Below are 15,252 nucleotides of genomic sequence, written 5' to 3'. Positions count from 1 at the left end.
GTAGTTACTTTCTCATGTCAACACTTAAAAGTACGTATTTTTATATCAATTGGAATAATTAAATTTTTATTAAAAATAGCCATCAAAAAAGCCAATCTCGAACAAACGAGATTGGCTTTGAAAATATAACATTATTTTTTACGTAATTTACCAACGATAAATGACGCTAATGCTACTAAAATAATTGTTCCGATAAGTGCTGGGAATACAGCGATGCCACCTAAGTGCCAACCCCAGTCTCCTAGTATTAAAGAACCTAACCAAGCACCTACAATACCAGCAATGATATTTCCTAAAATACCACCTGGAATATCTTTACCGACGATGCCTCCAGCAATCCAGCCGATTAAACCGCCGACAATTAACATAAGTATAAAGCCCATATTCATTTACCTCCTTTATTAAAAACTTACTTAACTGTTATCTTATACCACAAAATATATTATCTTAATCATTTATGTGGAAAAAATATATTCTGCCATAATAAAAATATAACAAATAGTATATGGATAATGATGAATGCGTACCAATATGGGGTTAACAAGGTCATTATCGTAAAGGAAAGTATAATGAATAATTGTCCTACAAAAATAGGTTGTTTAATGTGATTCATAAGCTTAAGTTGTTCTTTTTCCTTTGGCTGAAACGTACTATAAAACAGTAAGATAGCACCAATGAGGAAAATAGCAGGTGCTAAATAGGGAATAGACATATAATATGAATCGTGACTCGTGCTATATGTAAGAATCAGCGAAGTACTCAGAATAATTGTTAGTACGAAAGCGATAAATTTTTGGTCTGTAACCTTAAAGGCAGTTATCTTACGATTTAAGTACAATTGTAATAATGTCCAAATGATTAGTTGACCACACGTATAAAATACAATGTAATCATATTCACCAACTAGAAATACATTAATAATGCTGTTGACACAGATTGCTATTAGTATAGAGCTAAACTTAAGTTGTTTAAAATTCTGACGATATAAATCAATACCAAGTATAATGCATATCGTAGCAATATTTATAATTATATTAATCAGCATGATGCTCTCCTAACCTATATACTTCATTGAAACATTATATCAGTGAAGTTAAAGTTAATCATTTAATTTCATTTCTTTAATTTAAAATTATCAAATATTGTTTAAATTAAAATGTCTAGATATAAATGAATAAAATGATTTTTACAGTAATGTCGTGCCATATAATGTTTGCATCATAATAAAGGCGATGTGTTATATAGACAAACAGCATTATACAACGGATCGCCATAAATACTCAATTTAAACACCTTTTTTGTTACTCCAAAGCAACGTGTGCAATTGAGGTAATACATATACGTTATTCATATCACTACTGATCATGACACGATCTACCAACGTTTCATATAAAGATAATAGTTTTTCGGTGTGGGCTTCTACATGTTCGCCATCTAAGTAAGGATTGCCTACCTGTAGATAAAACGGAATAGTAGGATAACGGTGATGAATCATTTTAGCGAATTGGTAATCTTCATCATCAAAAATCACAACTTTTAAGTTTAGTGTTTCAGGTACGCATTGTTCAATCACTTCATCTAAAATAGGTAGGTTAGGTTTCATTTTTGAACTAGGTGGTTTTGGACTAATCGTTAAATCATCAATTTGTGTCATCCATGGTTGGAATTTACTGCCTTGTGTTTCTAAAGCGCTTTGAATCCCTTTATTATCAAACAAATCTACTAATTGTTGTATGCCTTTAATTAAAGCAGGATTACCACCAGAAATGGTGACATGGTTAAAGGCGTCACCAGCAATTTCATATAAAGCGTCATAAATTTCCTCAGCAGTCATCATGCGAATATCTTCTTTTGCGCTACCGTCCCAAGTAAAGCTGGAATCACACCAACTGCAGCGATAATCACAACCGGCAGTTCGTACAAACATGGTTTTACGACCTATGACACGTCCTTCGCCTTGGATTGTTGGGCCGAAAATTTCTAGTACAGGTATTTTACTCATGATGTTGCTCCTTTGGTCTATAGACTACATAGCTTGTTGGTGTTTCTCTTACATAGACTTGTAAGCATTTAGGACGGTTGTTACGTTGGTCTAATGATGTTTGAACCATTTCGTAAATTGTCTGTGCAACGATTTCAGTTGACGGACTTTTTCCTTCGAATTGTGGTAAGTCATTAAGTAAATAATGATCAAATTGTCCGTGTACCAGTTGTTTTAATTCACTAAAATTCACCAAGAAGCCATTATGATCTAACGTATCTCCTGCAATAGTCAAGTTTACAAAGTAAGTGTGCCCATGTGTACGCATACATTTCCCTGCATCTTCACTTGGTATATAATGTGCTGCAGAAAAGTTAAAATCTTTGTTTAATTCAAATTGATAGGGATGCTGAACGCTTGGATAATTTTGTTGGAACATATTAATCTACTCCTTTTTCTTCTAGATAAGCGTTTAGACCATTGGCTCGTAATTTACAAGCTGGACATTCACCACAACCTTCACCAATAACTCCATTATAGCAAGTCAGAGTATTGTAACGGATGTATTCTAAGGCGCCTAATTCATCGCTTAAGGCCCAAGTAGCTTGTTTATCTAACCACATCAATGGCGTGTGAATAACGAAGTCCTTGTCCATAGATAATGATAAAGTGACATTCATTGATTTAATAAAGCTATCTCTACAGTCTGGATATCCTGAAAAATCTGTTTCACAAACACCCGTAATAATGTGTTTGGCATTTGTTTGATAAGCTAAAGCACCAGCAAAAGAAAGGAATAGTAAATTTCTTGCAGGTACAAAGGTATTTGGAATACCATCCTCACCAACTTTAATATCTAAGTCATGTTGTGTTAATGCATTTGGTGTGAGTTGTGAAAGTAATGACATATCAAGGATATGATGTTTGATATCTTGTTCTTTTGCGATTTGTTTTGCGACTTCAATTTCTGTGTCGTGCCTTTGACCATATGCAAATGTGACAAGTTCCACATGCTCAAAGTGTTTTTTTGCCCAAAATAAGCATGTTGTACTGTCTTGGCCACCACTAAATACTACGATGGCTTTATTATTGTCTAACGTTTGTTCTGACATTTATTGTGCACTCCTTAAAAGTATTGGACCAACTGTTACATTATATAGATAAGCGCATAAAAAAACGCCTATCCCTATAAAAAAGATAGACGTTATACATCTGTCTAGTTTTTTATAGAGGGTATCAGCTAGGAACCTCTTTATATTCATTTATAACGTGACTCAGAATAATATATTTAAACTGTAAAATCAAGTTAATATTTGTGATAATAAGTATAACAGACTATAGAAGATTTTTAAAAAGAGGTGACGACATGATACTAATGATTGATAATAAAGATTCGTTCACCTATAACATCGTAGACTATTTGAAACAAAGTTATGTAGGCACAATCGAAGTTATAGATGTTGAATATCTAACTGTAAGTAAAATATATGATTTAGCGCCCAAAGCAATCGTGATTTCTCCGGGACCCGGTGCACCGAGTGATTATCCGATATTAAATGAAGTTATAAGGATGTTTTCTAAGCACATACCCATACTTGGCATATGTTTGGGATTCCAACAGATTGTGACTTATTTTGGTGGGGACATTATAAAGAGTGACAAACCGATTCATGGACATACGACACAAATTAAACATAATAACAAAGGTATATTTCATCAACTGCCAGATACATTCAAAGTAATGCGCTATCATTCTTTAATAGCCAAAGCACAAAGTTTTCCTGATTCATTAGAGATTACTGCTTTAAATGATGCACATATCATTATGGGATTGGAACATAAGTCATTACCTATATATGGCTTACAATATCATCCTGAATCTATACTCAGTGAACATGGACTGACGCAAATTTTTTCATTTATAAAAATAGTGGAGGCGTATCATGCAAATACACTTTAATTATCGTTATATATTAGACGAAGCAACGGATGAGATGCATCAATACTTATTAACGCAGTGCACAGATAAGCGAATTGCTTCAACAATTGAAGACGTAGGGAAAGTAATTTCATTTGCTGAAGCGAAGCAAAAAGCAGGACTATATGTCGCGCTTTATCTACCTTACGAAGCGGCGCCATATTTCAATCATCAAATGGCAACTGTAAAAATAGAAGGTGACTATATATATGCGGCAGCTTATGCATTCAATCATGCCACAGACATAGCTAACTATGATTTAGAAGGACAAATATTAAAGCCATGCAACTTTAAATTTGAATTACCGTCATCGCAACTGATGACACATATAAAAATGATTCAATCAGCAATTATTGAAGGTAATACATATCAAGTGAATTATACGACACGTTTAACAGATCAAATACGACAACCTATTGCAACATTATATTATACGTTACTACAACAAAATCATGGTTTTTATTCGGCACTTATAGACACAGATGAGGTCAAAGTCGCATCTCTGTCACCAGAATTATTTTTTCAACGTGGCGCTTTTAACAACAAAGCAGATGTCTTATTAAGTAAACCGATGAAAGGGACCATTGCTCGAGGCGTATCTGAAGTAGAAGACCAACACAACCTTTCGACCTTACAACAATCAGAGAAAGATAGAGCGGAAAATGTCATGATTGTAGATTTATTACGCAACGATATGAGTCGCATTGCCAAGACTGGCACAGTCAAGGTATATAAACCTTTTCATATTGAGGCTTACAGTACTGTATTTCAAATGACGTCGATGGTTACTGGCGAGCTAAATAGTAGTACTAAATTAGCAGATGTTTTAAAGTCATTATTCCCATGTGGCTCGATTACTGGCGCACCTAAACTGAATACAATGCAATATATTAAAGATTTAGAACAAACACCTAGGCATGTTTATTGTGGCGCTATTGGACTGTTATTGCCTAGCGGAAAGACCATAGTTAATGTGCCAATTCGCACAATACAATACGTAAATAACCAAGCTATTTATGGCGTGGGTGCAGGTATTACCATTGATTCAATACCCGAAAATGAGGTTCAAGAATTTTACGATAAAACAAAATTACTGGAGAGATTATAATGCAGTTATTTGAAACATTACGTATGGATGAAGGTCGTTTTCCAAGGTTGTCATATCATAAAGCACGAATGAAAAAATCAGCAGAACAATTGGGGTTTAAGTTTGATGACAATAGGTGGCTTTATGAAATCAACAAGATGATTGAAACACACCCAAAAGGAAGCTTTAGAACGAAACTTTTATTAAATGATGATGGAACCATACATCATGAAATTGCGCCTTTATCAGACAAGCAGATATTTACAGCAAAGTTTCAACAACTAGCCCCTCAAGTGCCTAAAGACTTAGTAATCAATAAGACAACACAAAGAGCACATCTTGAACATAATCATCAGACAGATCTTATATTACTTTATGATAAAGATGAAAAAATATTAGAGTTTGATATTGGCAATGTAATTATTAAAGAAAAAAATCAACTATATACACCGATTTATGAAGCGGATTTTTTACGCGGATGTAAGCGACAAGAAATGATAGACAATGGTACATTAATGCAAAAAAACTATTATTTAAATGAATTGAAAGAGAAGATGAAGCAAGGGACGGTCACACTATTTCTAATAAATAGTTTGAGAGAGGTTGCCGAGGTAGAAATTTATCTATAGAATATAAAAAGTATAAACATGGTGTAGCAATTGGAAGACCATAATCATAAAATGATTTTCAAAGGAACTTATTAAGTAAAATGATGGCTAAATATAGTGAATGTGAGTGAAGTGACATGATGGTACTAGGTTGGACGTTATTAATGATTATAATTTCTGTTTTTACCAAATGGATTGTACATCTATTGATACAACGACAAAGTGTCTACTTTGCAAGAGTAGTCATCACAGGTTCGTGTATCATTCAGTTTATTATTGCCTATTTTTTAATAAAAGCAATCGTACATTATCTGGCACAAGCATTAGACGTATTTTATCGATAGTAACAATTTATGAGGTGAACCTATGAAGATATATAGTCAAGGAGATCAAGCCATTGTGGTGTCTATAGAAAAAGAGGTCTCTAAAGATTTAACCGAAGATTTATTAGCGTTAAAAAAATATTTAGCAGATAAACAATACCCATTTATCACTGAAATTGTGCCTACGGAATCAGATATGATGATTTGTTATGACGCGAGAGACATGATAAAACACCATCATATACAATCTCCTTTTTTATATATGAAGGCACTAATGCAAACCGTTCAATTAGAAATTAAACATGAAGAAGAAGCTGTGATGCCAATAGAAATACCGGTTGTTTATGGTGGTACATATGGACCTGATTTAGCATCTTTATTAACTCATTATAAAATGGATTTTGAAAAGTTTGTCAAACTACATACGCAACCAACATATTTTGTTTCAATGATGGGTTATACACCAGGGTTCCCATACTTAACTGGTATGTCTAAACGCTTATTTGTTAATCATACTGGAGGCAACAAGTCATTTATCCCAGCAGGATCAGTGATTATTGAAGGTAAAAAGACCGGTATTACCACGACTGATACATATGGAGATTGGTTAGTAATAGGTTATACACCGGTTAAATTATTTAATCCGGAATTAGAAGAATTCACTAAACTTAAACTAGGTGATAACGTTGTATTTCAAGCTACGACAGAGGAGTCACTGGATTTAGGAGGCTTTGAACCATGTCAATCATAATAGAAGGCGAAGGGCTATTTTCTAGTTTTCAAGATTTTGGTCGAACAGGTTATGAACACGACGGTGTTATTCCTGGTGGTGCCTTAGATCCACTTTCTCATGAAATTGCAAACAGATTAGTAGCAAATGATAAGCGTGAGGCTACATTAGAAATGACAAACAGAATGGCAAGCTTTCGGTTTACTGAACCGACATTAATTGCGTTAAGCGGAGGGAGTTTTAAAGCTAAGACAGAACATATGAAAGTATTGCCTAACAAATTATATTTAATGGAAAAAGGGGATGTACTTAAATTTACTGAAACAAACCATACATCTAGAGTATATTTAGCGGTCGGTGGTGGTTTTGAATTAGATGAGTGGTTAGGCTCAACTTCAACGGATTTTAAATCTAAAATCGGTGGTTTCCATGGACGTAGTTTAAAAAAAGGTGACGAAATCAACATGAAACGTGATTACACAGAGCGTCACCATAAACTTTTTGAGAATTTAGAAGAGACCCATCAAACTGACTGGGGAATCGACGGTTATGCACTATCTTTTAATTACATGTCCGACGTGTTTCATGTGATTAAAAATAAAGGGACTGAAGATTTTGAACAAAAAGCGTTAAGCCGTTTTACATCTGGAGAATATAAAGTAACAAGTAAAGCTAACCGAGTAGGTATGTATGTCGAAGGCAAGCCTGTGAAAGCTTTCTATGAAGACATGCCTGCGCACCAGTCTGTACAAATAGGTACCATACAAGTTAAGCGAGATGGCACGCCCATCATTTTACTGAACGATCATTATACATTGGGTAGTTATCCGCAAATAGGTACGATTGCAAGCTATCATTTAACTAAATTAGGCCAAAAACATCAAGGTACAAAATTAAAATTTCAATTTATAGATGTAGAAAGTGCTGAGAAAAATTTAATTAAATACACAAATTGGTTGAATCAATTATTTCACGGGATTGAATATCGCATGCAATTAGAAATGCTAAAGTAATGCGCATGTTGAAAATAGAGTGCATGTTAACTAACTGTAATCCACAAGGACGCCTTGTAAGGGTTGCAGTTTTTTTATATATAAACGCACCATTTGTAGTAAAAGAAAGCAGGATTAAATGTAAGGAATCTAACATACGACTAAAGCCGGATTATAATGTATAACATTCAAAGTATAATTAAATAGCATATTAATAATTAATAATAAGTTAATAATAGGTTAATAAGCCGTTAACAAAGCATTTGTTTGGTGCTTAATTACATGAAAAAGTGTGTTTTTACTTGATATTCAACTTGAATTGCTTTATATTTATTAATTGAACTGTGTGCGTTTTGTTACGAATGGATTACAAATTGTTGAAGTTTGTAAAGGTCTCGTTAAACAAAAATCACCAAGTAAATAAATGATAATTCGATATTCAATAGTTATTGGATATACGTAAAAAGCAAATTTAAAAATGAAGTAAGACATTAACGCAATAAATGATAAATTATAATCTGCTAAAAAGATTTTAATGAATATAAATTGAATGCAAAATAACAAGAGCAAATAAAGACACATGCTTAGTTAGAGGGATTAGCGTCACTAACAAGCACATTGAAACAGTAACTTAGCCAATCTTTACAAGGGTTTGGATTATATTCCGACCATTATTAATCTATATCGGGGGATAAAAACATGAAACTACACAAAAAGAAATTAACTCTTTTTGCGTTTTTTATATTGACAGTATTGACTGTCACATTGAAAACGTACTTTTCATACTATGTTGATTTTTCTTTAGGTGTTAAAGGATTAGTTCAAAACCTAATCTTATTAATGAATCCATACAGTTTGATCGCGTTAGTACTAAGTATTTTCTTATTTTTTAAAGGGAAGAAAGCATTTTGGTTCATCTTTATTGGAGGCTTTATATTAACGTTCTTGCTATACGCAAATGTTGTATATTTCAGATTCTTTTCTGATTTCTTAACATTTAGCACATTGAATCAAGCTGGGAATGTCGAATCAATGGGTGGCGCAGTTTCTGCATCATTCAAATGGTATGATTTTGTATACTTCATTGATACAATTATTTACTTGTTTGTTTTAATATTTAAACAGAAATGGCTAGACAGACGTGTGTTTAGCAAGAAATTTGTTCCAGTAGTAATGGCCGCATCAATTGCGTTATTCTTCTTGAACTTAGCGTTTGCTGAATCAGATCGTCCTGAATTATTAACACGTACATTTGACCATAAATATTTAGTTAAGTACTTAGGACCATTTAATTTCACTGTTTATGATGGTGTTAAAACAATACAAAACAATCAACAAAAAGCATTAGCAAATGAAGATGATTTAACAAAAGTGTTAAATTATACAAAACAAAAACAAACTGAGCCAAACAAAGCGTATTTTGGCGCAGCTAAGAAGAAAAATATAATTAAAATACACTTAGAAAGTTTCCAAACTTTCTTGATTGATAAAAAAGTGAACGGAGAAGAGGTAACGCCGTTCTTAAACAAACTTTCGACAGGTAACGAAGGGTATAGATACTATCCAAACTTTTATCATCAAACTGGACAAGGTAAAACATCAGATTCAGAGTTTACAATGGATAACAGTTTGTTTGGTTTGCCTCAAGGATCAGCGTATTCTCTAAAAGGTGACAATACGTACCAATCACTACCAGCTATCTTGGATCAACAACAAGGCTATACATCTAGCGTGATGCATGGTGACTACAAAACATTCTGGAACCGTGATCAAGTATACAAACACTTTGGTATAGATAAATTCTATGATGCGACGTATTACGATATGTCTGAAAATAATATAGAAAACTTAGGCCTTAAAGATAAAGAATTCTTTAAAGAGTCTGCTGATTATTTAGCTAAAGAAAAGCAACCGTTCTATAATCATTTAATTACTTTAACCAACCATTACCCATTCACTGTGTCTCCTGAAGACGCATCAATTGATAAGCCGAATACGGGTGATTCAACGGTAGACGGTTATATACAAACAGCAAGATATTTAGATGAATCATTAGAACAGTTTGTAAATGAATTGAAGAAAAAAGGTTTATATGATGATTCTGTTATTATGATTTACGGTGACCACTACGGTATCTCTGAAAACCATAATAAAGCGATGGAAAAATTATTAGGCGAAGATATAACACCAGCTAAATTCAATGATTTAAACCGTACTGGTTTCTGGTTGAAGATTCCTGGTAAAGAAGGTACAGTCGATAAAACATATGCTGGTCAAGCAGATGTCATGCCTACAATGTTACACTTGATGGGTATCGATTCGAAAAACTATCTCATGATGGGTACAGATTTATTATCTAAAGATCATAACGATACCGTACCATTCAGAAATGGTGACTTTGTAACCAAAGACTATAAGTATGTAAATGGTAGAATTTATGATAATAAGAATAATGAACCAATGACAGAAAAACCAAAAGACTTTGATAAGCGTAAACAACAATCTGAGAAAGATTTAGAGATGAGTGACGATGTGCTTAATGGAGATTTATTGAGATTCTATAAAAACCCAGATTTCGATAAGATTAAGCCATCAAACTATGAATATAAAGTAGGTCCAAAAGGACAAGAGAAAAAATAAATTAAAAAGGGAGCACCAGACGATAATGTCTGGTGCTCCCTTTGATTTAAAATGTAATACATGATGCTTTTCCTTATCCAAGTGCGACGTCAAGTATCATCATGATTGTGAAACCAACCATTAAACTTAACGTTGCGAGATCGGTATTGTTGCTGGCTTGTGAATCAGGAATCAGCTCTTCAACAACTACGAATATCATTGCACCCGCAGCAAAAGCCAATGCATAGGGCAACATAGGTGTGATAACAAGCACGGCTGCTGCACCAAGCGTTGCAAATATGGGTTCAACGATGGCAGATGCTTGCCCATAATTAAATGCTTTCCATCTTGAAGCACCAGCAGCACGGATAGGCATAGATAATGCAGCACCTTCAGGAATGTTTTGAATACCAATCCCAATTGCTAAACCAAGTGCGCCTAAAAATGTTGCTTGTCCGTTGCCTGATACGATACCGCCAAATGCAACGCCGATTGACAGGCCTTCTGGAATATTATGCAATGTAATTGCTAAAACGAGTAACGTATTTTTATTGAGTTTTTTTGTGCCTACACCTTCATGGTATTGGTTTGTGTCTTGGGTGTTAGGGTGTATATGTGGAATCACCAAATCTAATCCACGAATAAACAGACCACCCAATAAAAAACCGATAGCAGCGGGTAACCATGATAATGATGATCCTTCACCATAGTCAATAGCTGGTTGTAAAAGAGACCAAAAACTTGCTGCAATCATAATGCCGGCAGCGAAGCCTTGCATAGAATTTAATATCTTATCATTGACCCTTTTAAAAATAAAAACCGATGCTGCTCCTAATGCAGTGAGTAGCCAGGTGATAATACCTGCTATTAATGCTTGGATATAAGGAGGTAAGTCTTGGAAAAATTCTGACATAAGCTTCTCTCCTTTGTATCATTTGAGTTCGAAAAGGTGTATAATATATAGAACTGAAATTAAGTTTAACAGAAAAAATTATAATTTTCGATATTAAAAAGGATGTTGGACAATGGAAGCATACAAAATTGAACATTTACATAAATCATATGCCGATAAAATCATTTTTGATGATTTGCAATTGTCTATTTCTGAAGGTGAAAAAATAGGACTTGTAGGTATAAATGGTACAGGGAAGAGTACGTTACTCAAAGTAATGGCTGGCTTAGATGAAGACTTCAATGCCGAAGTTTCTCATCCTAAGGCTTATCGCATTAGGTATTCTTCGCAGAAACAAGACTTTAATCAAGATATGACCGTTTTCGAAGCAGTATTAACTTCAGAAACAAAAACGCTCCAAGTTATACGTGCGTATGAAGCAGCGTTAAATCAATATACTGTGACACAGAGTGATGAAGATTTCCAAAAAATGATGCATGCTCAAGAAGCAATGGATAATTATCAAGCGTGGGATTATAGCGCAGAAATTAAGACCATCCTTTCTAAATTAGGTATATATGATACAACGAAACCTGTGAACGCGCTGTCAGGTGGACAACAAAAAAGAGTTGGCTTAGCTAAAACATTAATTGAACAACCGGATTTATTACTTTTAGACGAACCTACGAACCACTTAGATTTTGAATCTATAAATTGGTTGATTAATTACGTCAAACAGTATCCGCATACGGTATTGTTTGTAACACATGATCGTTACTTTTTAAATGAAGTGTCCTCGCGTATTATAGAACTTGATCGTGGAAAGTTAACAACGTATGTAGGTAATTATGAAGACTATATTGCGCAACGTGCAGAAAATGAAATTATTGAGCAAAAACAACAAGCGAAACAACAATCTCTGTATAAAAAAGAGCTCGCATGGATGCGCGCGGGTGTCAAAGCACGTTCTACTAAACAGCAAGCAAGAAAGAATAGGTTTAGTGAATTAGAACAAGATGTTAAGGGACAACAACATCAAGATAAGGCATCGTTAAATTTGGCTTATTCAAGACTTGGCAAACAGGTGTTTGAATTGGAGCATTTAACTAAACGAATTGATGAGAAGACACTATTTGAAGACATTACACAAATCATTCAAAGTGGTCAGCAAATCGGCATTGTTGGCCCTAATGGAGCAGGTAAAACAACTTTACTAAATATACTGAGCGGTGAAGATCAAAGTTATGAAGGTAATCTCAAAATTGGTCAAACTGTCAAAGTAGCATATTTTAAACAAACAGAAGAGCGCCTCGATCGAGATATCAGAATGATTGATTATTTAAGAGAAGAAAGTGAAGTTGCTAAAGAAAAGGATGGTACAGCCGTTTCTATAACACAACTACTAGAAAGATTTTTATTTCCTAGTGCAACACACGGTAAAAAAATCTATAAATTATCAGGTGGCGAACAAAAAAGATTATATCTTTTAAAATTATTAGTACATCAACCGAATGTACTTCTACTGGATGAACCGACGAATGACTTAGATACAGAGACACTTACTATTCTCGAAGATTATGTGGATACATTTGGTGGTGCTGTGATTACGGTGAGTCATGATCGATACTTTTTAAATAAGGTCGCTCAGGAATACTGGTACCTTCATGATGGTAAGATGGAGCGTATCATAGGCACCTTTGAAGATTATGAACGCTATAAAAAAGAACAAGATCAAAAGTTAGAAGAACAAGCGAAACAACAATCTAAAGTTAAACCAAATACAGATAAGAAAAAGAAAAAAGGTTTATCGTATAAAGAACAGAAAGAATACGAAGCTATCATTGAACGCATTGATACTACTGAACAGCGATTAGAAGAAATAGACGAAGAAATGGTAGTCGCAAGTTCAGATTATGCTAGGATTAAAGCGTTAAATGAAGAACAAAAACGTTTGAATGAGCAGTATGAAGCAGATATTTCAAGATGGAGCGAGCTTGAAGAACAAAAAGAACAATGAGGGATTTTATAACATGGAGTCAACATTATCACATTATTTTGGCTATGACACGTATCGTCCTGGTCAAAAAGAAATCATAACTAGAGTCATGAACCATCACAATGTGCTAGGCGTGTTACCAACTGGTGGGGGAAAATCAATCTGTTATCAAGTACCGGGATTAATGTTAGGTGGAACGACGATTGTCATTAGTCCGTTAATCTCTTTGATGAAAGACCAAGTTGATCAATTAAAGGCCATGGGTATACATGCAGCATACTTAAATAGTAGTTTAACGCAAAAGCAACAAAAAGAAATTGAGACACAATTAAGGAATGGTGAGATTCAATTTTTATATGTTGCACCTGAGCGATTTGATAATGCTTATTTTATTAGATTACTACAACAACTACCGATTCATTTAGTTGCATTTGACGAAGCACATTGTATTTCAAAGTGGGGACACGATTTTAGACCAAGTTATCAAGATGTAATTCATAAAGTGTTCGCATTACCACAAGACTTTACAACTGTAGCGCTAACAGCGACGGCAACGATTGAAGTTCAAAAAGATATCATGGAACGCTTGAACATTGGAAAGCACGATGAAGTAAAAACAAGTACGAAACGACGTAACTTAGTCTTTAAAGTAAACCCAACATACCAACGTCAGAAATTTGTTATGGAATACGTGAAAGAGCATAAAAATGCGGCAGGTATCATTTATTGCTCAACACGGAAACAAGTTGAAGAACTACATGAAGCTTTAGAAAATAATGGTGTAAATAGTACAATTTATCACGCTGGGCTTTCAATTAAAGAACGTGAAGCAGCGCAAAATGATTTTGTTTATGATCGTGTGCGTGTGGTAGTAGCGACCAATGCGTTTGGCATGGGGATTGATAAATCCAACGTGCGTTTTGTGATTCATTATAATATGCCAGGTGACTTAGAATCTTATTATCAAGAGGCAGGTCGTGCTGGACGTGATGGTTTAAATAGTGATTGTATATTGCTATTTAGTGAACGTGATATTGGATTGCATCAATACTTTATTTCTTCATCAAAGGCAGACGATGATTATAAAGATAAAATGGGTGAGAAGCTCAACAAAATGATACTTTATACGAAAACCAAAAAATGTTTAGAAGCGACGCTTGTACATTATTTTGAACCCAATGAAAAACTGGAAGAATGTGGACAATGTAGTAATTGTATTGTTGAAAATAAGACTTACAATATGACAGATGAAGCTAAGATGATTGTCAGTTGCATCGCACGTATGAAGCAACGAGAAAGTTATAGTGTCATCATCCAAGTTTTAAGGGGCGAGGATTCAGATTATATTCGATACTGTGATTATAATCAGCTATCAACACACGGTATTATGAAAAACTACACAACATCTGACCTCAGTCATCTTATAGACGAACTTCGATTTAAAGGGTTTTTAAATGAACATGATGAAATTTTGACTTGTGATAATTCAGTCAAACAATTGTTGAATAATCAAGTAGACATCTACACTACGCCGTTTAAACGTAAGTCGAAAGAAAAAGTGAATATCAATACGGTTGAAGGTGTAGATCGAGCATTATTCGATGAATTAATTCATGTGCGTAAGCAATTAAGTGAATCATTAAGCATACCGCCAGTGAGTATTTTCTCAGATTTCACCTTAGAAGAATTTGCCAAAAGAAAACCTGAATCTAAACAAGAAATGATTTTGATTGATGGGGTTGGGAGTTATAAATTAAAACACTATTGTCCGATGTTTTTAGAGAAAATCCAAACATATAAAGAAAAAATATAAATGAGCTTAATATTTTAATTTTCAAAGCAATACGTTTATACTAGGTTCAACTATAAACATGTACATGAACAACACAACAGCGAAGCTAATTTGACAATGATTAATATTCTATGCAATTGCACAGGTCATAGATTTATTTTTTGTTTGAAATTAACTTCGCTATTTTTATATGGTTGAACGTAAAATGGATTTGGATTTTCGATGAATAATACATAAATTATATATAAATAGGG

At 34.0% G+C, this 15,252-nt stretch carries 15 protein-coding genes; 9 read left to right on the top strand and 6 right to left on the bottom strand.

The window, feature by feature from the left end:
• Nucleotides 1-131 precede the first annotated feature (131 nt).
• The 5 genes from BTJ66_RS02770 to queC all read right to left on the bottom strand — a co-directional run bounded on the left by BTJ66_RS02770 (nt 132) and on the right by queC (nt 3,093).
• Complete coding sequence (locus BTJ66_RS02770) at nt 132-383, bottom strand: GlsB/YeaQ/YmgE family stress response membrane protein (RefSeq protein WP_099089467.1); 252 nt, start codon at nt 381-383, stop codon at nt 132-134.
• A gap of 68 nt (nt 384-451) precedes the next feature.
• Nucleotides 452-1,045, bottom strand: coding sequence for a hypothetical protein (locus BTJ66_RS02765; RefSeq protein ID WP_099089466.1), 594 nt, complete (start codon nt 1,043-1,045; stop codon nt 452-454).
• Between the two features lie 240 nt (nt 1,046-1,285).
• The gene (gene queE, locus BTJ66_RS02760) at nt 1,286-2,002 is read right to left on the bottom strand and encodes a 7-carboxy-7-deazaguanine synthase QueE (RefSeq protein WP_099089465.1); all 717 of its coding nucleotides are present in this window, start codon (nt 2,000-2,002) and stop codon (nt 1,286-1,288) included.
• Nucleotides 1,995-2,420 carry a 6-carboxytetrahydropterin synthase QueD gene (queD, locus tag BTJ66_RS02755; RefSeq protein WP_099089464.1) on the bottom strand — a complete coding sequence of 142 codons (426 nt, stop codon included), beginning with the start codon at nt 2,418-2,420 and terminating at the stop codon, nt 1,995-1,997. Before queD ends, queE begins: the two co-directional genes overlap by 8 nt.
• 1 nt (nt 2,421) lies before the next feature.
• Nucleotides 2,422-3,093, bottom strand: a complete 672-nt coding sequence (gene queC, locus BTJ66_RS02750; protein WP_099089463.1) for a 7-cyano-7-deazaguanine synthase QueC — start codon at nt 3,091-3,093, stop codon at nt 2,422-2,424.
• A 254-nt stretch (nt 3,094-3,347) separates the two neighbouring features.
• Here queC and BTJ66_RS02745 point away from each other — a divergent pair, with 254 nt between their 5' ends.
• From BTJ66_RS02745 to ltaS, 7 genes are all read left to right on the top strand, one after another.
• Entirely contained in the window at nt 3,348-3,941 is a 594-nt protein-coding gene (locus BTJ66_RS02745; RefSeq protein WP_099089462.1) for an anthranilate synthase component II, read from the top strand.
• Nucleotides 3,925-5,067, top strand: a complete 1,143-nt coding sequence (locus BTJ66_RS02740) for a chorismate-binding protein (protein ID WP_099089461.1) — start codon at nt 3,925-3,927, stop codon at nt 5,065-5,067. The genes BTJ66_RS02745 and BTJ66_RS02740 overlap by 17 nt, the downstream gene beginning before the upstream one ends.
• Nucleotides 5,067-5,675, top strand: a complete 609-nt coding sequence (locus BTJ66_RS02735) for an aminotransferase class IV (protein WP_099089460.1) — start codon at nt 5,067-5,069, stop codon at nt 5,673-5,675. Before BTJ66_RS02740 ends, BTJ66_RS02735 begins: the two co-directional genes overlap by 1 nt.
• A gap of 116 nt (nt 5,676-5,791) precedes the next feature.
• Nucleotides 5,792-5,998, top strand: a complete 207-nt coding sequence (locus BTJ66_RS02730) for a hypothetical protein (protein WP_099089459.1) — start codon at nt 5,792-5,794, stop codon at nt 5,996-5,998.
• A 22-nt stretch (nt 5,999-6,020) separates the two neighbouring features.
• Entirely contained in the window at nt 6,021-6,728 is a 708-nt protein-coding gene (locus BTJ66_RS02725) for a 5-oxoprolinase subunit B family protein (RefSeq protein WP_099089458.1), read from the top strand.
• Nucleotides 6,716-7,720 (top strand): 5-oxoprolinase subunit C family protein, encoded by a 1,005-nt coding sequence (locus BTJ66_RS02720; RefSeq protein ID WP_099089457.1) that lies wholly within the window; start codon nt 6,716-6,718, stop codon nt 7,718-7,720. The genes BTJ66_RS02725 and BTJ66_RS02720 overlap by 13 nt, the downstream gene beginning before the upstream one ends.
• A gap of 678 nt (nt 7,721-8,398) precedes the next feature.
• Nucleotides 8,399-10,339: a polyglycerol-phosphate lipoteichoic acid synthase LtaS gene (gene ltaS, locus BTJ66_RS02715; RefSeq protein WP_099089456.1), complete on the top strand. Its 1,941-nt coding sequence runs from the start codon at nt 8,399-8,401 to the stop codon at nt 10,337-10,339.
• Between the two features lie 73 nt (nt 10,340-10,412).
• On the opposite strand, the gene BTJ66_RS02710 is transcribed toward ltaS, so the two are convergent.
• Entirely contained in the window at nt 10,413-11,231 is an 819-nt protein-coding gene (locus BTJ66_RS02710) for a ZIP family metal transporter (RefSeq protein ID WP_099089455.1), read from the bottom strand.
• 112 nt (nt 11,232-11,343) lie between these two features.
• Between BTJ66_RS02710 and BTJ66_RS02705 the strand changes: the two genes are divergently transcribed.
• Both BTJ66_RS02705 and recQ read left to right on the top strand, forming a co-directional pair.
• Entirely contained in the window at nt 11,344-13,227 is a 1,884-nt protein-coding gene (locus BTJ66_RS02705; RefSeq protein ID WP_099089454.1) for an ABC-F family ATP-binding cassette domain-containing protein, read from the top strand.
• Nucleotides 13,228-13,240: 13 nt separating this feature from the next.
• On the top strand, nt 13,241-15,019 hold the full coding sequence (recQ, locus tag BTJ66_RS02700; RefSeq protein WP_099089453.1) for a DNA helicase RecQ: 1,779 nt from the start codon (nt 13,241-13,243) through the stop codon (nt 15,017-15,019).
• The last annotated feature ends 233 nt before the right edge of the window (nt 15,020-15,252 follow it).

The sequence above is a fragment of the Staphylococcus edaphicus genome, from assembly GCF_002614725.1.
GTDB classification, from domain to species: domain Bacteria; phylum Bacillota; class Bacilli; order Staphylococcales; family Staphylococcaceae; genus Staphylococcus; species Staphylococcus edaphicus.
The sequence above is the reverse complement of the archived record's forward strand: the minus strand, read 5'-3'. Positions and strand labels throughout refer to the sequence as shown.